16 protein-coding genes are annotated in these 19561 nt (G+C 71.2%); 3 read left to right on the top strand and 13 right to left on the bottom strand.

Annotation, left to right across the window (positions count from 1 at the left end; all coding sequences use genetic code 11):
• Positions 1-202 precede the first annotated feature (202 nt).
• The 4 genes from OG440_RS08220 to OG440_RS08205 are packed head-to-tail and all read right to left on the bottom strand — an operon-like array spanning position 203 to position 4976.
• Positions 203-802 (bottom strand): ATP/GTP-binding protein, encoded by a 600-nt coding sequence (locus OG440_RS08220; RefSeq protein WP_020125271.1) that lies wholly within the window; start codon positions 800-802, stop codon positions 203-205.
• On the bottom strand, positions 789-1232 hold the full coding sequence (locus OG440_RS08215) for a DUF742 domain-containing protein (RefSeq protein WP_020125272.1): 444 nt from the start codon (positions 1230-1232) through the stop codon (positions 789-791). The genes OG440_RS08220 and OG440_RS08215 overlap by 14 nt, the downstream gene beginning before the upstream one ends.
• Positions 1233-1263: 31 nt before the next feature.
• Positions 1264-1740 (bottom strand): roadblock/LC7 domain-containing protein, encoded by a 477-nt coding sequence (locus OG440_RS08210; protein WP_020125273.1) that lies wholly within the window; start codon positions 1738-1740, stop codon positions 1264-1266.
• On the bottom strand, positions 1737-4976 hold the full coding sequence (locus OG440_RS08205) for an ATP-binding protein (protein WP_406006177.1): 3240 nt from the start codon (positions 4974-4976) through the stop codon (positions 1737-1739). The genes OG440_RS08210 and OG440_RS08205 overlap by 4 nt, the downstream gene beginning before the upstream one ends.
• Before the next feature lie 402 nt (positions 4977-5378).
• Between OG440_RS08205 and OG440_RS08200 the strand changes: the two genes are divergently transcribed.
• Positions 5379-6338 carry an ABC transporter substrate-binding protein gene (locus tag OG440_RS08200; protein ID WP_406006176.1) on the top strand — a complete coding sequence of 320 codons (960 nt, stop codon included), beginning with the start codon at positions 5379-5381 and terminating at the stop codon, positions 6336-6338.
• A 24-nt stretch (positions 6339-6362) separates the two neighbouring features.
• Entirely contained in the window at positions 6363-8120 is a 1758-nt protein-coding gene (locus OG440_RS08195; protein WP_406006175.1) for an aromatic amino acid lyase, read from the top strand.
• Between the two features lie 57 nt (positions 8121-8177).
• Here the strand turns inward: OG440_RS08195 and OG440_RS08190 are convergent, their stop codons facing one another.
• Positions 8178-9548: a glycoside hydrolase family 43 protein gene (locus tag OG440_RS08190; protein WP_406006174.1), complete on the bottom strand. Its 1371-nt coding sequence runs from the start codon at positions 9546-9548 to the stop codon at positions 8178-8180.
• Positions 9549-9756: 208 nt separating this feature from the next.
• Between OG440_RS08190 and OG440_RS08185 the strand changes: the two genes are divergently transcribed.
• A complete protein-coding gene (locus tag OG440_RS08185; RefSeq protein ID WP_406006173.1) occupies positions 9757-10173 on the top strand; it encodes an ankyrin repeat domain-containing protein in 417 nt (138 codons plus the stop codon).
• A 118-nt stretch (positions 10174-10291) separates the two neighbouring features.
• On the opposite strand, the gene OG440_RS08180 is transcribed toward OG440_RS08185, so the two are convergent.
• The 8 genes from OG440_RS08180 to OG440_RS08145 all read right to left on the bottom strand — a co-directional run bounded on the left by OG440_RS08180 (position 10292) and on the right by OG440_RS08145 (position 18943).
• Positions 10292-10909 (bottom strand): GTP-binding protein, encoded by a 618-nt coding sequence (locus OG440_RS08180; RefSeq protein WP_406006172.1) that lies wholly within the window; start codon positions 10907-10909, stop codon positions 10292-10294.
• Complete coding sequence (locus OG440_RS08175; RefSeq protein ID WP_406006171.1) at positions 10896-11252, bottom strand: DUF742 domain-containing protein; 357 nt, start codon at positions 11250-11252, stop codon at positions 10896-10898. The genes OG440_RS08180 and OG440_RS08175 overlap by 14 nt, the downstream gene beginning before the upstream one ends.
• Before the next feature lies 1 nt (position 11253).
• Positions 11254-11688, bottom strand: coding sequence for a roadblock/LC7 domain-containing protein (locus OG440_RS08170; protein ID WP_406006170.1), 435 nt, complete (start codon positions 11686-11688; stop codon positions 11254-11256).
• Between the two features lie 11 nt (positions 11689-11699).
• The gene (locus OG440_RS08165; protein ID WP_406006169.1) at positions 11700-14432 is read right to left on the bottom strand and encodes a nitrate- and nitrite sensing domain-containing protein; all 2733 of its coding nucleotides are present in this window, start codon (positions 14430-14432) and stop codon (positions 11700-11702) included.
• Between the two features lie 92 nt (positions 14433-14524).
• Positions 14525-15541, bottom strand: coding sequence for a substrate-binding domain-containing protein (locus OG440_RS08160; protein WP_406006168.1), 1017 nt, complete (start codon positions 15539-15541; stop codon positions 14525-14527).
• 954 nt (positions 15542-16495) lie between these two features.
• Entirely contained in the window at positions 16496-17557 is a 1062-nt protein-coding gene (locus OG440_RS08155; RefSeq protein ID WP_406006167.1) for a sporulation protein, read from the bottom strand.
• Between the two features lie 268 nt (positions 17558-17825).
• A complete protein-coding gene (locus OG440_RS08150) occupies positions 17826-18278 on the bottom strand; it encodes a DUF6114 domain-containing protein (protein ID WP_406006166.1) in 453 nt (150 codons plus the stop codon).
• Positions 18278-18943, bottom strand: coding sequence for a DUF6230 family protein (locus OG440_RS08145; protein WP_406006165.1), 666 nt, complete (start codon positions 18941-18943; stop codon positions 18278-18280). Before OG440_RS08145 ends, OG440_RS08150 begins: the two co-directional genes overlap by 1 nt.
• Positions 18944-19561: the final 618 nt, after the last annotated feature.

The following is a 19561-nucleotide window of genomic DNA, read 5'->3' as shown; positions in this document are numbered from 1 at the left end:
ACAGCGGATCGGGCTCTTGACCAAGGCTGTACGGAGCTAGCCTCCAGCGCCCGGAAACGGGTACGGAAACGGCTACGGGAAGGGCCACGGCCACGGGCCTACCGACTCACAGCACAGCACGGCTCGACACGGAAGAGACCGCGGTGCGGGGAAGCATGATGCCCCGCACCGCGGTCCGTTCCGGCCGCGCTGCGCCTCGCCGTCAGCCGCCCGAACGTGCCAGTGCCTGTTCCAGTACCACCAGCAGGGCGTCGCGCACCGAGCCGCGCTCGCGGGCGTCGAACACGAGCAGCGGCACGCCTTCGGACACGTCGAGGGCCCATCGGACCTCGTCCAGCGTGTGCGCGATCTGTCCGTCGAAAGCGTTTACGGCAACGGCGAACGGGATCTGCTTGTGCTCGAAGTAGTCGACCGCGGCGTAACAGTCGTCGAGACGGCGGGTGTCCACGATGACGAGCCCGCCCACCGCGCCCTCCACGATGTCGTCCCACATGAACCCGAACCGCTCCTGCCCGGGCGTGCCGAACAGGTACAGCTTCAACGTCGGGTCGATGGTGATGCAGCCGAAGTCCATCGCGACCGTGGTGGTGGTCTTGCGCGGGGTGTGGCTGAGGTCGTCCACCCCTGCCGCGACCTCGGTGATGGCCGCCTCGGTGGTCAGCGGCTCGATCTCGGAGATCGAGCCGACGGCGGTGGTCTTGCCCACGCCGAAGCCGCCCGCGATCACCAGTTTCACCGGCAGCGGCGGCCGTACGGCGGCCTGGCCGGCCGAGGTGCGGACCAGCGGTTCAGTCGGTGTCACGGAGTACCCCCCGGGAGTCGGGGATGGCCCGCAGGCCATCGATAACCCTGCGCAGAACGGATGCGTCGTGGGTGACGCCGGAGTCGGGCACGTGCACCGAGAGCTGCCCCGCCGTCCGGAGGTCCTCGGCGAGGACCCGCACCACGTTCAGGTGCAGCCGCAGCCTGGCCGCGATCTCCGCGATGGACTGCGGGACGCGGCAGGCGGCGACGATGTCGTGCTGTTCGAAGGAGAGCCGGCCGAGCGCGTCGAGCCCGCCGGTGGTGGCCACCAGCTGCGTCTCGACGGGCATCGTCCGGCCGGACGACGCCTCGCCCGCGCCGCCCGCGACCCGGCCGGCGGTGACCAGGAAGGGCCGGACGGCGGGTGCGGGGCCGACAGGGGCGACGCCGTCCTCGCCGGCCCCGCGCGGTGTGCGGCCGTCCGCCATCGGTGTTCGCTCTCTCTACGGTGGCACGCGCTCAGCGCGTGCGCGTGGCGCCGACGCTGTTCTTCAGTTCCAGGACGAGCTGCGGACTGAGCGCCGTGCCGGCGCGGTTGGCGAACACCGTCATCTCGTAGGCGATGTTGCCCAGCTTGGCCTCCTTGTCGGTGACGACGCCGAGCACGGCGCCGCTGCCGATCGCGGAGACCAGGACGTGGCCGCCCTCCAGGTCGATGATGACCTTGTTCAGGCCGCCGAGGCCGTAGTTGCCGGAGGCGCCCGCGGCCAGGCTGGTGATGCCCGAGACGATCGCGGCCAGCCGTTCGGAGTCGGCGTGCTCGCGCAGCTCCGACACCGCGATCAGCAGTCCGTCGGAGGACACCGCGATGGCGTCCACGACCCCTGCGGTCTCGGTGGCGAAACGGTTGAGCAGCCAGGTGAAATCGGCTGCGGCGGCCCGCAGATCGGTCGGCTTGGCGTCTCCGGCGGGAGTCTCACCTGTCGACGTGCTCACTGCTCGGCTCCTTCCGGAAGGTGGTTCTGGTGGTGCGTGCTGTCCCGGGCGGTGATCGGGTCGGTGATCGGCTCGGTCCGGTCGGTCGCGTCGGACGGCTCTGTCCGGTCGGTCCGGTCGGGCGAGACGCCGGGACGGTGGTCGGGCCGGCGGTCGTTCCGGCGGTCGATCGGGTCGTCGGTGGTGGGGGCGAGGGGGCGGGGCTCGGCGGGGCGGGGGTGTTCGCCGGTGTCCCGGTGCGCGCGGGCCACGGCCGCCTCGAACTCCTCCAGCGAATCGCGCACGGCGTCCGCGTCGGCGGGGCGGGCGGCCTGCCGCGCGGACTGCTGGGCGGCGGCGTCCGCGGTCGTCCGCAGCGTCGCCCCGCGCACCCGTCGACGGAGCGGACGGGAGCCGTCGGGACCGACGGCGAACGGGTCGGTCCCGTCCGGGGCGGGCGCGGAGGGAGGGCCGGCGGGGCCGTCGGTACCGGTGGCGCGGTCGAACCTGGACGGTTCGGCGGCGCGGTCGGTACCACGGTCGGCGGCGAGACGCTCTGTCCGGCGGACGCCATCCCCGTGCCCGCCCGTCGTGTGACCGGCGGGCCGGGACCCGGCAGCGTGGACGTGCGACGACTGCGTCGTACGGGCGTGGTCCCCGGGTTCGTCCTCCGCGCGGGCGTGGAGCGCCGCCTCGGCCGTGCGCGGCGCCGCGATCCCGACGCCGGCGGGGTAGGCGCGGACCGCCGGCTCGCCCGTGGTCCCCGGCTCGGCCCCGTCAGTGGCCGCGACATCGGCCTGGGCGGGAACGGCGGGGGAAGCGGACTGCGCCGTACCGGCGGAGACACCGGTTTCCACCGCGCGATCGGAGGAAGCGGTTACCGCCGTTTCCCCGGAGGAACCGGAGGAAGGGGAACCGGCGTCGGCCGCAAGGCTGGTGGAAACCGTTTCCGCCGCACGGCTCGAGATACCGCTTTCGTCGGTTTCGGCGGAGGTTCTGGTGGCTGTCGAGGCGGTGTCCCGCGCCCGGTCGTCGGTGTCGGCCGCCGGTTGGAGCGGGGCCTCGGCCTCCCGTGCGGCGGGGGACGGATCGCGGCGGGGGACCCGGCGCGGGAGCGCGGTCGGATCGTCCTCGTGCGTGGCCCAGGACGGAACCGTGGACGGGATCGAGGAGGACGGCGAGGGGCCGGCCGGCGGGGCCGACGGGGCGGCGAGCGCCGCCGTGGCCGGGGAGGAGGACGTGCCGGTGGAGGCAGGCAGGCCGGCCGGGCCCGGCTCGCTCATCGTCAGGAGCAGCGTCGACGGGATCATCACCTCGGCGGTCACGCCGCCGCCCGGGGTGCGGGACAGGGTGACGTCGACGTCCCAGCGGCGGGCCAGCGCGCCGACCACGAACAGGCCGAGCACCTTGGTCGGGACGACGTCGAGGCGTTCACGGCGCACCAGGCGGGAGTTCTCCTCGGCGAGGCGTTCGGCGCTCATGCCCAGACCGTGGTCGGCGACGGTGATCGAGGCGCCGTCGTGGTCGGAGCCGACGAACACCTCGACGGGGCTGCCCTCGGGGGAGAACGACACGGCGTTCTCCAGGAGTTCGGCGATCATCAGCGTGAGGTCGCCGATGATGTCGGGCTCCACCATGGCCTCGGTCGCGGCGCGCAGCTGGACCCGCTGGAAGCCCTCGATCTGGCCCAGCGCGGCGCGTACGACGTTGGTGAGCTCGATCGGTCCGGCGTCCAGGACGGCCTCACGGATGCCGGCCAGCAGCATCAGGCTGTCGGCGTTGCGGCGCAGGCGGACCGCGATGTGGTCGATGGAATAGAGACGTTCCAGCAGCGCGGGGTCGGTCTCGCCGCGTTCCACCGCGTCGATCAACGCGAGTTGACGGGTCGTCAGGTTGCTGACGCGGCGGCCGACGTTGCCGAACATCTCGGCGACGTTGCGGCGGCTGAGCACCTGGCGTTCCAGCAGCGCGGCCGCGGTGGTCTGCACGTTGTTGAAGGCCTCGGCGAGTTCACCGATCTCGTCGTCGGCCGTGACCGGCAGCTCACGCAGTCGTGGCGGGCCGGACTCCTCCGCGTCGTCGTCGGCCACGCGGGCGAGCTCGCGGCCCGCGACGTCGGCGACCTCCTGGGCGGCGCCGGTCAGTGCCAGCACCGGGCGGACCACGGAGCGGCGTACCAGGATGGAGAAAGCGATCCACAGGGCGAAGCAGATCAGCGCCAGGTTCAGCAGCAGGCCGGCGCGCCACTGGGCGCTGGAGGCGGTGTCGTCGGCGCGGTCGGCGATCTGGTCGATGAGCGAGGCGGTGATCTTCAGGCGGGTCCTGGCCTGCGCGCTGTAGTCGGGGTAGGAGGCGATGGCCACGCGGAACGCCGTACGGATCTCGGCCTTGGACTCGGCCTGCAACGCGCTCGGGTCCACCGCCAGTTCGGCGTAGTGCTGGCCGATCGAGGCCTGCGAGGCGTTGTGCTCGATGCCGCCGAACTCCTCGTTCTGTGCCTCGCCGGCGAACCGCTCGAACCGTTCGGCCTGGTAGGTGAACAGCTCGTAGGAGCCGACCGCGCCGGTGAACTCGATGAGTGCGTTGCTGTCGCCGGTCCGGGCGGAGAACACGGCGGTCTCGAAGGCCCCGTGCGCGGCGTCGGCGCGCAGCAGCGAGTCGAGGAGGTTGCCGGTGAAGGTCGTCGCGAGGTCGGCGTTGCGGTCCAGGCCGAGGCCGTCGATGAGGCCGTCGGCGGCACCCGAGTACGCCGGGTCGATGTTGTCGGCGGGCAGATAGCCCTGCTCGATGGTGGTCCGCAGACCGGCGAGGCCCTGGACCTCCTTGAGCGCCTGCACCTCGGTGTCCGGCAGCCGGTCGCCGAAGGCGTCGACCACCTTCCGCACCTGCGCGTCCACGGCGGCCTGCGCCTGCCGGTAGCCGTCGGTGGAGGGCGTGCCGCCGTCGAAAGACGCCTCGTGCCGCACGGAGAGCAGGATCGCCTGCTGGTGTTCGTCCTGCAGCGCGGCGACGAGCCGCGCGACCTGGGCACTGTCACGCACCAGTTGGGCGGCGTCCTCCGCGCGGTTGGACTCCTGCACCAGGTCGACGATGAGGTACGTCAGCAGCAGCGCGATCACGGTCAGCGGGATACCGACGAGTACGTTCAGCTTGCGCTGGAAGGGCCACCGGTCGGCGAAACCCCGCAGGCCCCGGCGTGCGGACGTAGGTGCCGAGGGTGTCGACCGGGCGGGCGCGTCCACCTCTTTCGTGGACACCGGGCCTCCTTCAAGGGGGTGCTGCGGGCGTGCGAGGGGCGGTTGCACGCATGCCGCTTTTTGCACACACGTGTCCGAAATGTGAATGATACGGATGCGGCCCCCGTACACCGCTGTGGCCTCCGCCGACTGCTGTGGCGGACGCCAACTCCGGCGAGACTATCGCCTATTCGAACGGTCGAGCGCGTCGCCCTACGTCAAGAATCCATTACGAAGCGGTGAACTGGGGCCTTCCCGGAGCCTCCGGAGGCGTAGACAGGTGATCTTCCGATCTGCGCGCAAGTGATCACGGATCGAGGTCAATCGTTAACCCGGCTCCTCTTGACTGATCAAGAAGCGGGTGGATTGGATCAGGCCAGAGTGTTTGAGTTCTCATCAACCCCCCAGCCCGGAACGGCAACCGTGACTTCCAACGCCCACAGCAGCAGGTCCCTCAGGAACCACCCCGGTGCGGCGGCCGTCGCCCTCGCGGCGGTGACGGTCCTGCTGGCGGGATGCTCCTCCTCGTCCGACGACACCTCCGACCCGCTCGCCGGCGACAAGGCGGCCGGTGACACCGTGGTCGTCGGCTCCAACAACTTCGCCGAGAGCATCCTGATCGCCGACATCTACGGCGAGGCCCTGAAGGCCAAGGACATCAAGGTGTCCTACAAGCCCAACATCGGCAGCCGGGAGACCACGTACGGCCTGCTCAAGAACGGTTCCATCACCGTCCTGCCGGAGTACAACGGCTCGCTGCTGGCCTACCTGGACGCGAAGGCCGAGCAGACCTCGCTCGCGAAGGTGAACGCCGATGCGAAGGCAAAGCTCGACTCCAAGCTGACGCTGCTGGAGTCGTCGCCCGCCGAGGACAAGGACTCCGTCACGGTCAACGCGGCGACCGCCAAGAAGTACAACCTCACCGCGACGTCCACGCTCGCCGACCTCAAGGACATCGCGCCGGAGCTGGTCCTCGGCGGTTCGCCCGAGTTCCAGACCCGCCAGCAGGGCATCCTCGGCCTGGAGTCGGTGTACGGGCTGAAGTTCAAGTCCTTCAAGGCCCTCGACGCGGGCGGTCCGCTGACCCAGGCCGCACTGAAGAAGAACACCGTGCAGGCCGCTGACATCTTCACCACGGACCCGACCATCACGCAGGAGAAGTTCGTCGTCCTGCAGGACCCGGAGAACCTCTTCGGATTCGCGAACGTGACCCCGCTGGTCTACAAGAGCGGGCTCTCCCAGGAGGGCATCGACGCGCTCAACGCCGTCTCCGCCAAGCTCGACACCAAGACCCTGCTCGACCTCGACTCCCAGGTGCAGCTGGAGAGCAAGGACCCGCTGGACGTCGCCAAGGCCTGGCTGAAGTCGGCCGGCCTCGGCTGAGGTTCCACCGGACCACGTGCACCGTTGGACACCACGGCAAGAGAACCGGTCCGGATTCCGCCGCACCGCGGGGAAACCCGGACCGTCCTGAACGGAACCGCCCTCACCGTCGGCGAGCTGACCGCGCTCGCCGACGGTGAGGCCGTCCCCACGGTGGCGCCCGAGGCCCGTGAGCGGGCCACCGCGTCCTGGCACACCGCGCGACGGCTCGCCGCCGCCGGACGGCTGTACGGCCGCGGCACCGGCGTCGGCGCACAGCGCTCGGTGCCGGTCGGCGAGGGCGACGAGGCCGCGCACGGCCTGCGCCTGCTGCGCAGCCACGCGGGCGGAGCCGGCGCGCTGCTTCCCGTCCGCCAGGTCCGCGCCATGCTCGCGGTGCGGGCCAACCAGCTGCTCGCCGGCGGCTCCGGCATCCAGCCCGCCTTCATCGACGCCCTCGTCGACGCCCTCCGGCTCGGCGTTCACCCGGCCGTCAACGAGTACGGCGGCGTCGGCACGGGCGACTTGACGGCCCTGGCCCAGACCGGCCTGACGATCATCGGTGAACGTCCGTGGTCGAGCGCCGAGCCGGCCGAGCCGGGAAACGTTCCAGGGCCCGGGCGGGACGCGGAGCAGGGTGGCCCGCCCCGTGGAGCCGCGTCGGCGGTCGGTGCGGACGCCGGGGGCGAGCCCGCCGCCGTTGCCCGGTACGGCGGCGCCCCCGCCATGCACCTCGTCACCCTGCCCGGACCCGCCTCCGACAGCGTTTACGTTCCCGTTTCCGCCCCTGTCCCGGCGGCCACCCCCGTCCCCGGGGACACCGCCGCCGCTCCTTCCACCGGACTGCCGGCCCCGGTGGTCCTCCAACCCGGCGATGCGCTGGCCCTGCTCAGCAGCAACGCCCTCGCGTTGGGGCAGGCCGCGCTCGCGCAGCGGGAGCTCGACGTGCTGCTGCGGGCCACGCACGCCGTCGCCGCCCTCTCCCTCGCCGCGGTGTCCGGCTCGCCCGAGGCCTATGCCGCACCCGTGCACGCCCTGCGGCCCTACCCCGGCGCGGCCCGCGCCGCGGGTGAGGTGCGGCGGCTGCTCGGCCTGCCCGACCGGCCGCGGCGCCGCGAGGGCGGGCGTGTCCAGGACCCCTTCGGATTCCGCGCCTTCCCCCAGGCGCACGGCTGCGCCCTGGACGCCGCCGACCGCCTGCGCGACGTCATCGAGGCGGAGGTCAACTGCCCCTCGGAGAACCCCCTCATGGATTCCGACGGCACGTCGGCCTACCACCACGGCGGCTTCTTCGCCGCACCCCTGGGACTCGCCCTGGACGCCGCGAACCTCGCCCTGTTGCAGACCGCGCAGCTCTCCGTCGCCCGCCTGACGGCGCTCGGCGACCCCGGGCTCACGGGCCTGCCCCCGTTCCTCGGCGCAGGGCCCGCGAGCAGCTCGGGCACGATGATCCTGGAGTACACCGCCAACTCCGCTCTGGCGGAGCTGCGTTCCGGCACGGCACCCGCCTCGGCGGGCCACGCCGTCCTGTCGCGAGGTCTGGAGGAGGCCGCCAGCTTCGCCGGACAGGCCGCCCGCCAGACCTCGCGGGCAACGGACGCCTACGCCATCGTCCTCGCGTGTGAACTGGTCGCCGCCGTACGGGCCTTGAGGATGCGCCCGATCCACTCGGCGGCCCTGCCGCCGCCGGCCGAGGTCTTCGCCGCGGCGGCGGCCGTTCTCCCCGCGGGCACGGAGGACCGTCCACTGACCGACGATGTGACGACGGCGGCCGAACTGCTGCCACGACTGGCCGGGTTGTGAGACGGACGGCGCGGCGGCGGCTCAGGGGCGGGTCCGGGCTCCGGTGAGGGACCCCGCTCAGTAACCCACGTAGAACGTCGCGTCCTGCTTCTCGGTGGCCGTCGAGACCGGGTCGATACGGAGCACGTAGTTCGAGTGCCGGATGTAGCGCGTCGGGTTGTTGTAGGAGCGGAACGACGCCCATCCGGAGTCCGCCAGGCCCGCCGTGCGGTAGAACGTCGCGTCACCGGCGAACGTCGATGTGCCGTCGTTGACGTCGAGTTGGAGCTGGTAGTTGTAGTGCCGCAGGTACCTGGTCGGGTAGTTGACCGACTGGAAGGAGATCCCGGTGCTGTCGGCCAGACCGGGGACGAGCTTCCACTGCGAGTCGGTGTACAGGTCGAAGGGGTACGTGTCGATGCGGGCGGTGTAGTTGGAGTGGCGGACGTAACGGTCCGGGTAGTTGTAGGACTTGAGCCGGTTCCAGGCGGGGGCGCCCCACTTGGCGACGAGGTTCGTGTACTGGGTGCCGGTGATCGTCGTGACGCCGCAGTGCTTGGAGTTCACCGGCTGGGTGTACGTCTTCTGGTCGAGCGCGGTCCAGGTGCCGGCCGACAGGTCGGTGGACTGCCAGGCATAGAAGACGCCGTTGGGGGTGTAGGTGTCCCCCCACAGCCACCAGGTGCTGGACGTCAGCGACTTGACGAGGGTCGGCGCCTCGGTGCCGCCGTGGGCGACGCCCGTGTTGAAGACCGTGAAGCTGCCGGGGTCGAGGGAGCTGGACCGGGCGCCCACCAGCGTCTGGTCCTTCTTGAAGTAGAGGTAGTTGACGCCGTTCACCCCCACGGCCATGTCGCCGTCGATCACGTCGTAGCCGGGGTCGAAGAAGACCTGGGGCGCCGAAGCGGTGACGAAGTCGGTGGTGTAGTTGACCATGATCACGTTGTGGCCGCTGCTGTTCACGGCGGAGTAGATGAGCGCGTACTGTCCCCGGCCCGCGTCCCAGAACGCCTCCGGCGCCCAGCTGTGGGTGTTCATGTCGTGCAGCTTCAGCCGGTGGTAGCCGGTGAAGGTGCGCAGGTCGGTGGAGTTCCACACGTGCACGTACTGGCTGACGTAACTCCAGTCGGTGCCCTTGAGGTCGGTGGCGATCACCACGAACGTGCCGTCCTGCTTGCGCAGGATGAACGGGTCCCGCAGCCCCAGCGCGCCCTCCGTGGGCGTCACCACGGGGTTGTTCTGGTTCAGCGGCATCCACTGCAGCCCGTCGGTGCTGACGGCGAGGTGGAGGCCGTAGTCGGTGCCGGCGCCCAGGCTGGTCGACTCGGTGAAGTACCCCATGACGTAGGCCGAGTCGGCCGCGCGGGCGGACGGCACGCCGAGGGTGAGGGCCAGGGGGACGGAGGCGGCCGCGCCCAGGATGAGGCGGCGGGAGGGGTTGGGGGTCATATGCGCTCCAGAGGTGCGGGGGTGCCCTTTGATGCCGACCATCGGTTCGAAATGTCGAACCAGGTTCGATGAGTCGGTCAGAAGGTAGGGGCGTGCGGGGAACAGGTCAATCACTGGGACACGCTTGGCGGTTTCCCGCCGCGCACCTGTGCGGGGCCCATGAAAAATCAGGCGATCCCCTCGGCGGTCCGGGCTACTCTCGGCGACCGTGAACAGGAGACGGCGGAAGAAACTGACCACACGTCTGTTGTCGGCGGTCATGTTCGGGAGCGGTCCTCAGGTCGACCGGCTGCTGCGGGCCGGTGCCGACCCCACGGCCGCCGATCCGGACGGAACGACCCCCTTGTACGCGGCCTGCGTTCAGGGGTCGGCCGACGCCGCACGCAGGCTGCTCGAGGCCGGAGCGCCACCCGACGCCGAGAGCGCGGGCCTGGGCGCCGAGGGAACCCCGCTCTGCGCGGCGGCCTGCTGGGGCCACATCGACGCGGTCCGCGTCCTGCTCGCCCACGGCGCCGACCCCAACCTCCGCGAGGACCACGGCACCGGGCTCACCCCACTCGAGTGGGCGGCCGCGGGACCGCATCCGGAAACGGTTGCCGTACTGCGCGCCGCGGGAGCCCGCTGACGGAACCGGATACTCACGGGCGTCCTGCGGGCAGACAGGCAGCCAGGCAGCCAGGGGACGGCCGGCCAACCGGTCACCCGGACCGGGTGACCAGGAGCCCGGGCGGGTGCGGGGGCGATCAGTGTGCAGGGCTCGTCCGGAACGCGGCGTCCTCGATCAGCCGGTCGAGCAGAGCGATCAGTACGTCCCGGCACGAGTCACGCTCGCGCGCGTCGCACAGCAACACGGGAACATGCGCCGGCAACGCCAGCGACTCCTTGATCTCCTCCGTCGGATACGGATGCAACCCGTGGAAGCCGTTTACCGCAACGACGAACGGGATCCCCCGGCGCTCGAAGAAGTCGATCGCGGCGAAGCTGGACTCCGGCCTTCGTACATCGAGGAGCACCACCGCCCCCAGGGCGCCGATCGCGAGGTCGTTCCACATGAACCAGAACCGCTGCTGGCCGGGCGTGCCGAAGAGATACAGCACCAGATCGTCGCCGATGGTGATCCGGCCGAAGTCCAGGGCCACGGTGGTGGACCGTTTCTCCTCGATGCCCTTCAGGTCGTCCACCTCCAGCCCGGCGATGGTCAGCGGCTCCTCCGTGCGCAGCGGCGCGATCTCACTGACCGCCCCGACCATCGTGGTCTTTCCGACGCCGAAGCCGCCGGCGACGAGGATCTTCACCGTGTCGGGAGCCGTGGCCTGCCCGGCGCCGAGGGCGGTGGAAGCGGTGGCATCAGATCCGGCCAAGGCCGTCCCTCACTTTCTCCAGGAGCTCGAGATCCGCGGCGCCGGTGACGGAACGGGGCGGCCGGGCGGTGATCAGCCCCGCCTCCAGCAGGTCGCAGAGCATGATGACGACCACGCTCACCGGCAGGTCGAGATGGGCCGCGACTTCCGCCACGGCGAGCGGACGGGCGCACAGCCGCAGGATCCGGAGGTGCTCCGGCTGCGGACGCGCCGCCCGCTCGGGCGGCGGGTCGACCGCGGTCACCGTCGTGATGAGCGTGAAGTCGGCGCGGCTGGGCCGGGTCCGGCCACCGGTGAGGGTGAACGGCCTGACGAGCCGGCCCGCTTCGTCGCCTCCGCTCACCTCACCCGCCGTTGGTGCGGACGGCGGGACCGACATGTGCCCGCGGTGCCGCGCTGAGGTGCTCGCCGATCTTCTTCACCAGCATGTTCATCTGGTACGCCACCACGCCCACGTCCGCGTTCTTCCCCGCCAGCACGACGAGATGCGCCCCCGGGCCGGCCGAGGTGAGGATCAGGTAGCTGTTGGCCATCTCGATGAGCGCCTGGCGTACCGGACCGCCGCGGAAATCCATGCTGACGCCCTTGCTGAGACTCATCAGACCGGACGCGGTCGCCGCGAGCCGTTCGGCGTCCTCCCGCGGGAAACCGGTGGACTTGCTCACCACCAGCCCGTCCTCGGAGAGTACGACGGCCTGGTTCACGTCGGCGACCCGGTCCACGAGACCGGTGAGCAGCTGGTCGAGCTGGGTGTTCGTGCCAGGAACGGAGCGTGTCATCGCGAAATCCTTCATGTGCGGTCGGCGGGGGGAGTCGAGGTCGGGGAGGTGTCCGTGGTGGTGACCGGCGGGCCGGGGGGCTCCTCGGCGGACGTATCCCGCGGGTCGTCGTCGGGCCACAGGTCGGCGTCGGCGTGTGCTCGCAGCGTGCCCCGCTGGAAACCGGCGAGGGAAGAGGCGGCGCGCTCCGCGGTGAAGTCGTCCGGGTAACCGTCCTCCTCGACGGCCGCCGTGGCCGCGGCGGAGGCGGAATCCTCGCGCAGCTCGGTGGCGAGGCTGGTCTGCGGGACCCTGCGCGGCAACGGGGTGAGACCCTCGGGCCGAGCTGCCGCCCCCGGCGTGCGGGCCGGGACGGTCGCCGCCCCGCTCGCCCGCAGGCCCCCACGACCAGCGAGGCGCGGTGGACCGGACCGGGCGACGTGCGCGTCGGCCGCCGCCGTCCCGTCCGTCGGGAGGGACGCCTCGGTCGTCGAGGACGCGACGTCCGCCGGCGACGGAGAGCCGCCCGCCTCGCGCTGAAGGCCCTCCGAAGCGGGTCGGCCGGGTGCCGGGTCCCACCTGGCGGCCGCGGGGGACGCCGAGTCGTGCGCCGGAGACTCCGGGATGCGCGCCGCAGCGGAGGCGGCGTCCGCCGGGAAAGGCGACGCGGCCGGTCCGGCGTCCGACCTGCTGTGCTCGCCCGACCTGCTGTGCTCCCGCGCCGCGTCCCCCGTGTCCTCCACCGGTGACGGAGGGCTCGTCTCCGGCGAGTGGGAACCGGTTACCGAAAGCTGGCCGGAGTCCTCCGCCGCCGGGGCCGCCGAGCCGGGCGCCTCGCTGACCACGATGTCGTGCGGGAGCAGCACGATCGCCGTGGTCCCGCCGTACGGTGACGGGCGCAGGGTGACGCCGATGCCGTGCCGGGTCGCGAGCCGGGCGATCACGAACATGCCCAGCCGCAGGTCGTCGGCGAGCGCCACCACGTCGAACTGGGGCGGCACCGCCAACTGCGCGTTGAACGAGGCGTAGTCCTCCTCGGACAGGCCGAGGCCGCGGTCCTCGACCTCGATCGCCAGGCCCCTGGCCACCAGCGAGGCCCGTACACCGACCGGGCTCGGCGCCGGTGAATAGGACGTCGCGTTGTCGATGAGCTCGGCGAGCAGATGGATCACGTCCGCCACGGCGGGCGGCGCGATGGACACGTCCTCCTCGGTGTGCACCTCGGCCCGCCGGTACTCGGCGACCTCCCCGACGGCGCTGCGCAGGATGTCGATCAGCGCCACCGGCTCCGTCCAGCTGCGTCCCGGCCGGCCGCCGCTGATGATGACGAGGTTCTCCTCGTAGCGCCGCAACTGGCTCGCCGTGGAGTCCAGTTCGTAGAGGCCGTTGAGGACGTCCGGGTCCTGGTGCCGCCGTTCCAGTGCGTCGAGCTTGCTGAGCTGGAGGTTGACCAGGTTCTGGCTCTGCCGGGCGATGCCCAGGATGACCTTCTGGAAGCCGCGCCGGGTGTCGGCGAGTTCGACCGCGGTGTGCACGGCGGTGCGCTGCGCCGTGTTGAACGCCGCGGCCACCTGGCCGAGTTCGTCGTGGCCGTAGTCCAGGGGAGGGGTCGCCGAGTCCACGTCGACCGTCTCGCCCCGGTCCAGCCGGGTCACGACGTCCGGCAGCCGTTCGTGCGCCAGGCTCAGCGTGGCCATCCGCAGCCCGTGCAGTCGCCGGGACAGCGAGCGGGTGATGCGCCAGGACATGCCGACGCACAGCAGCAGGGCGGCGAGACCGCCGGCGCTCAGCGAGGCGGCCGTGATGAGGAGTTCTCGCGCCTCGTCTGCGCTGCGCTGGAGCAGCGCCGTGGTCTGCAGCCGGATCAGGCCCGAATACTGGTCGGAGACCTCGATGAGCGCGGCACGCCACTGTTTCTGCACCGCCGGCAACGCGATGTCACCGTTTTCGCTCGGTTTCGAGCGGGCCGCGAGCACCTTGTCCTCGACGGACTCCAGGATCTGCCACTGGTAGCTCGTCAGGATCTTCTCGGTCTGCGCCTTCGCGGTGCCGGTGAGCGACGGGACGATCTGGTCCTCCACGAGCCAGCGCCGGGTGTTCACCAGCTGGGAGAACTCCGCCCACGTCTTCTCGTCCATCCGCTGTCCGGGCCCGGCGAGCGTGAGCTGGAGGTCCTCCTCGGAGACCAGTTCGGCCGCGTGCTCCAAGGCGACGAGCGGTCCGGCCTGCGAGGTGAGGTCACCGTCGTCGACCTGGGACAGCTCCTCGAAGGCGTGGATCTGGTCGTCGATGATCGACGTGTACTGATCCAGCGCCTGAGCGGCGGTGATGTCGACGGGGTCGTCCACCTGGCCCCGGTAGTACTCCAGGCTGCCCACGGAGGCGACGACCGAGTACATCCGGTCCCTGACCCGTTCGGACGCCTGCTGGATGTCGTCCGACCGGGCGACGAGTTTGGCGACCGCCGCGTCCGTCTTCTCGCGCTGCGCCTCCAGCGCGGCCCGGGAACCGGCGGGTCGCGAAGCCAGCCACACGGCGGACAGGCTGCGTTCCTGCTGGAGCATGAGCGTCGCCTCGGTGCCCATGGCGCCGGTCGACCGGCTCAGTTCGGTCTGCGCGCGCAGCCGCAGCCCCTCCGCGAACATCTGGGTCGTCGTCACACCCCACATGGCGGCGAGGGTGACGCTGGGCACCAGCGCCAGCAGGATCAGGGAGAGACGTATGGAGCCGAGACGTCGGCGCCGGGCACCTGTCCGTGGAGACATAGTCGTCCTAGAGCGATCAGCGGGGGAGGGGGGAGGTGGGGAGGGGAAGGGGAGAGGGAGAGGGGGAGGAGCGGGGGCGGGGAAACGGTCGGTCAGCGGGTGCCGGCGGCGGCGAAGCGGGCGACTTCGGCGACGTTGGTCTTGGTGACGAAGGCCGGGCCCGTCAGCACGGGAGCCGTACCGCCGCCGCTGAGGTTGCCGTTGGTCTTGTAGAGCCAGAGTCCGTCGACGGCCAAGTAGCCCTGAAGGTAGGGCTGTTGATCCACCGCGAACTGCACGCTGCCGTCGCGGACAGCCGTGACCAGGTCCTTGTTGAGGTCGAAGGTGGCGACCTTTGCCTTGCTGCCCGCCTTGTCGGTCGCCTGCACCGCGGCGAGTGCGAACTGCGCTCCGTTGGTGATGACTTCGTCGATGTCGGGTTCCTGCCGCAGACGTGCCGCCACGGCGGTGGTCACCGCGTCCATGTCCGTTCCGTCGACGTAGAGCATCTCGGTCTCGCCGGTGAACGTCTTCTTCACGCCGGCGCAGCGCGCCTCCAGGGCGATGTTGCCCCGTTCGTGGATGACGCACAGGGCGTGCTTCGCACCGAGGCCGTCGAGTTTGTCGCCGACAGCCCGGCCCGCGACGCTCTCGTCCTGGCCGAAGTACTCCAGAAGTCCCGCCGAACGCCACGCGTCGATACCCGAGTTGAGTCCGACGACGGGTATGCCGGCAGCCTTGGCGCGGGCCACCGGACTCTTCATGGCCTGCGGTTTGGCGAGGGTCACCGCGATGCCGTCGACCCGGTCGCCGATCGCGTCGCGCACCAACTCGGCCTGCCCGGCGGCGTCGGAGTCGCTGGCGTAGGTCAGGTCGACGCCGTCCTTGGCGGCCGCGGCCTCGGCGCCCTTGCGCACCAGCTCCCAGAAGTCGTCGCCCTTGGCGCCGTGGGTGACCAGGGTGATCTTGATCCGGTCGCCCGAGCCGCCCGCCGTGTCCATGTCCGATCCGGACGAGGCGGCGCCGGAACAGCCGGCGAGCAGGAGGAGGCAGCAGGCCGCGGCCAGGGCGGTGAGGCGGGCGGATCCGAGTGGAACGGAAGCGGAGGGAGCGGGGAGGGGAGTGTTCATGGGGGGCTGCACCTCGCTGTGCGGCAGAGCAGGGAGGACGGGGCAGGGGAGGAGGGAGCAGGGGAGCGCGGGGCATGCGCCGCCGGAGCGAGGGGGTGTGCGCCGGCGAGAGGCATTCGTTGGCTCGGAGCCAACCGTGTGTGACCGCTGGTAGTCAAGTGAGCAACCACATGGGGTGAGGTGGTGCTGCCACATCGTGATCCGGGACGGTGCGGCGCGGACGGAAGGGAGCATAACCGCAGTTGAATTGACTGATCGTCAATCGGGCGGCCGGGTTCACGGCTTGTGGGTCACGGCCCCGTACATCGCGATATCGGCCTCGCGGACGACCTCCATGCCCTTGCCTTCGGGATGCCGGTGGTGGGCCTGGACGACGCCGGGTTCGACCCGCCCGGGGCCGGTGAGGAACGGCGTCGCCGGGACCGTTCTCGGCGCTGGTCGTTTCGCCGCCGTCCACCTCGTCGCTGTCCATGCGTATCAACCTGCCACTCGCGTCACACGGTTGTGCCGGAAAGCGCGGTTTCCGGACGCCGGTCAGGCCGATGTGGATCCTCACGGGTGAGGCCGAGGCGACGAAGGACCGGACGAGACGCGGCCGGGAAGCCGCTGCCGGGCTCTTCCCTCGCTTCATCCGCCCTCCCGGCCCTCCCGGCCCTCCCGGCCCTCCCGGCCCTCCCGGCCCTCCCGGCCCTCCCGGCCCTCCCGGCCCTCCCGGCCCTCCCGGCCCTCCCGGCCCTCCCGGCCCTCCCGGCCCTCCCGGCCCTCCCGGCCCTCCCGGCCCTCCCGGCCCTCCCGGCCCTCCCGGCCCTCCCGGCCCTCCCGGCCCTCCCGGCCCTCCCGGCCCTCCCGGCCCTCCCGGCCCTCCCGGCCCTCCCGGCCCTCCCGGCCCTCCCGGCCCTCCCGGCCCTCCCGGCCCTCCCGGCCCTCCCGGCCCTCCCGGCCCTCCTAGCTCTCCTAGCTCTCCTGGTCCTCCCATTGGTCCTGGCCCTCCGCCGGCATCTCGTGTTCTTCCTCCTCCTCGAAGAGGTCACCGATCTCGTCGACCGCGTCGGCCGCCACCATGCCGCCGACGACCCCCATGGCCGGTCCCGCCGTACCGGCGGTGACTGCCGTACCGGCGGCGACCGCCATGCCCACTCCGGGGCCGGAGCCGGGGCCGGAACCGTCTGCGGCGCGGTGACCGGCGGGTGAGGCGGTGCGGACGTACGCCTGGGCGCCGTACGCCTCCCGGTGTTCGGTCAGCCGGCGGATCCAGCCGTCGACCTCGTTGTTCCAGTCGAGGACGGGCACGTCTTCGTGGCGCACGGTGAAACGGGTCAGCGCGTCGTGGCCGGGGGTGAGCGGGCCGCCGCGTTTGTCGGCCTCCAGTACGACCTCCAGGCCGGCGGCGGTGGTGAGGAAGGTCAGCTCGATCTCGGTCACCGCGTGCGCGTACCGCGGGGGAGGGGTGAGCTCGATCTCCTGGCGGAACGGCAGGCGTTGGCCCGTGCCCCCGATGCGGCCGCGCTCCAGGTCGGCGGAGCGGAACCCGAACCCGAGCTGCCCGAACGCGTCGAGGACCGCCTCCTGCACGGGCAGCGGACGGACGGTGAGCGGGGTGAGATCGCCCCGGCCGCGGGCTGCGGCCACCGCGAGATCGGTGCGCACGCCGAGAGCGATGCCCAGCGGACGCCCGTTCAGCTCGGTGACCGGTGTCTCCCAGGGCAGCGTGACCGTGAACGGCACACTGCGTTCCTCGGCCTCACCGAGTCGGAAGCCCCCGCCGACGACATGGCGCTCGAAGGCGACGGTGCCCTCGCCGGCGCCCTCCTCGTGCGCCGCCTCGACAGGCTGCTCCGCCTGCACGCGGGCCAGCAGCTCCAGACGTATCTCCTCGATCTCCACGGCCGCGTCGCCGCCCCGCAGCCGGACCCGCCCCGACAGTTCACCGCCGGGCAGCACCGCCTCGCTGTCGAGCACCGTGTCCACCGAGGGACCGCTTGTGCCGATCGCCCCGAGCAGCCGTTTGGCCACCATGCCGCTGTCGCTCCTTCACGCCGAAGTCACTGCCTCGCACGCATTGTCCCGAACCCGTCGTCCCGGGCCGATCGCAGTGATCTTCCGCTGAACTCGTCGCGAAGGTGCAGAAGTTCCCACGTCACCTGTTCGAATGACGTGTGGTGGCGGCGTGACGAACCGGCGGGGCCGGGAGCGGTCTGCGGTGCGCAGATCGTCCCGGCCCCGCCGGTGAAGCGCCGTACGGCCGTGGGTCACGTCCGCGCGACAGGTACGCGCATGCCCGGTGTCAGGCGGGTTTCCCCGCTCCGGGCAGTGGGCCGTCCTGGCGCACCGACTCGGCCGTCCGCGTCTCCTTGCGCCGCTGTCGGCGGCTCTGGCGCGGTTCCTGGTCGGGCAGCCAGCCGAAGGTCAGGCTGCTGCCCACGGCACCCATCAGGAGGCCGATGACGAAGCCGCCGATGTTGGAGGTGAGCCAGGTGCCCAGGGAGAGCAGGATGGCGATGATCGAGTAGAACAGCCGCTGGGTCGGGTTGAAGATGATCAGCAGACCGCAGAGCACCATCAGGGTGGGCAGGAGGTAACCCGCCAGCCCCTGCATGCCCACATGAAGGATCACCGGGAGCGGCGCCTTCATGGTCACCAGGATCTCGGTGCCGCCCAGGACGAGCAGCATGCCGCCCGCGAAGGGCCGGTGGCCTCTCCACCCGCGGAAGCGGTCCCGCCACTGGGTGAAGGTCATTACTTGCAGCCCTCGCTCGAGAAGCTCATCTTCAGGCCGGGAAGCTTGAAGACGGCCGCGGTGGCCGCGTAGTTGTGCTGGTACAGGTTCTTGATGACGACCGTGTCGGCCTGCTGGCCGTAGACGCCCGCGGGACCCTGGATCGGGACCTTGTCGAAGGTGCTGGAGTCGCGGCCGATCTCGATGTTGTTGAACTCGGCGTCGCCCGAGATCTCGTCGGAGTCGATGGCCAGGTTCTTCACGCTCACCGGGGTGGATCCGCCGCCGGCCTTGAGGATGAGCTGGATGCCGCCGAGGTCGACGCTCTGGCACATGTTGGTGATCTTGCCGTTCTTCACGACCGAGGTGACGACCAGGACCTGGCCGCCGGTGTCGCCCTGGTTGGGGCTGTTCTCGATCATGTTGTCCAAGCCGCCGAACTGGGCGAAGCCCTCACCGTCGAGCCGGTCGGCGGTGACGACGAAGGGCATCCCGGAGATCGCGAACTGGACGCCCAGGGCACCCTGCGCGGTGACGACCGCGAGCCCCGCGGCGACGAAGGTGGCGGGCACCGCCATGACGGCGGCCCGGCGCAGCCGGACCCGGCCGCGTCTCGTTGCGGAACCGCTTTCGGGGTTTTCGGGGGTGTGGTCGGCGGACGAATTGACGTCCGGGGACGAGGCCATGTCTGCTCCCATGCACTTGGTCATGCGGGTTGGGCTTCAGGGCACGTTGTCCTGGCGCGGACAGCGGCTGCCGCGCCGCCTCCTCGCGACTCCCGGAAACCGCAAGGGCTTTCTGGTTACGCAGCAGTAGCCGTCGAGGAAGTTACCGATGGTTACACCAACCGGTCAAGGGAGATGTGGAAAAAGAGTGTTCATAATGTGCCACCTGTGCGACGCGCGCCCCGACCGACCTTTCGCATATATCTGTTGGCCCATCAACTTTGTTTGTAGGCCTTGACGTTGACGGACCATCAGGTCTACAACTCTCCCTGGCTCAGCCGGGATCCGTGGCGCCGGATCCGCAGTGCGGCGACATCGCCGCGCTCCCGGACGCTTTTCAGCCAGTACGGGCCACTCGGTCCCGAGCTCGATCCCCGCACGGCACCGGTAGGGCCGCTTCCCCCCAGCGGGCCGCGACCGGTCGCCCATCCCCGCCCGGCCCGGCCGGAGTCACTCGCCAGTGCCTTCGACCGGTCACCGGCCGGCCGCCGTTGCCGGTCCGTCACGTACGGAGAAGGCGTCACGGGCCGGCGACGGCGGACGCCGATCAGCGTCCCCTCGCGTCGCGACAAGCGACGC

The sequence above is a fragment of the Streptomyces sp. NBC_00637 genome (assembly GCF_045161545.1).
Classification (GTDB): Bacteria; Actinomycetota; Actinomycetes; order Streptomycetales; family Streptomycetaceae; genus Streptomyces.
This window is presented reverse-complemented; position numbering and strand designations above follow the sequence as displayed.

Excerpts from the sequence above, each read along its gene's own strand:
- OG440_RS08170 (WP_406006170.1), bottom strand. The coding sequence starts at position 11,688 with ATGACACGCTCCGTTCCTGGCACGAACACCCAGCTCGACCAGCTGCTC.
- OG440_RS08165 (WP_406006169.1), bottom strand. The coding sequence starts at position 14,432 with ATGTCTCCACGGACAGGTGCCCGGCGCCGACGTCTCGGCTCCATACGT.
- OG440_RS08145 (WP_406006165.1), bottom strand. The coding sequence starts at position 18,943 with ATGGCCTCGTCCCCGGACGTCAATTCGTCCGCCGACCACACCCCCGAA.
- OG440_RS08190 (WP_406006174.1), bottom strand. The coding sequence starts at position 9,548 with ATGACCCCCAACCCCTCCCGCCGCCTCATCCTGGGCGCGGCCGCCTCC.
- OG440_RS08215 (WP_020125272.1), bottom strand. The coding sequence starts at position 1,232 with ATGGCGGACGGCCGCACACCGCGCGGGGCCGGCGAGGACGGCGTCGCC.
- OG440_RS08155 (WP_406006167.1), bottom strand. The coding sequence starts at position 17,557 with ATGGTGGCCAAACGGCTGCTCGGGGCGATCGGCACAAGCGGTCCCTCG.
- OG440_RS08150 (WP_406006166.1), bottom strand. The coding sequence starts at position 18,278 with ATGACCTTCACCCAGTGGCGGGACCGCTTCCGCGGGTGGAGAGGCCAC.
- OG440_RS08160 (WP_406006168.1), bottom strand. The coding sequence starts at position 15,541 with ATGAACACTCCCCTCCCCGCTCCCTCCGCTTCCGTTCCACTCGGATCC.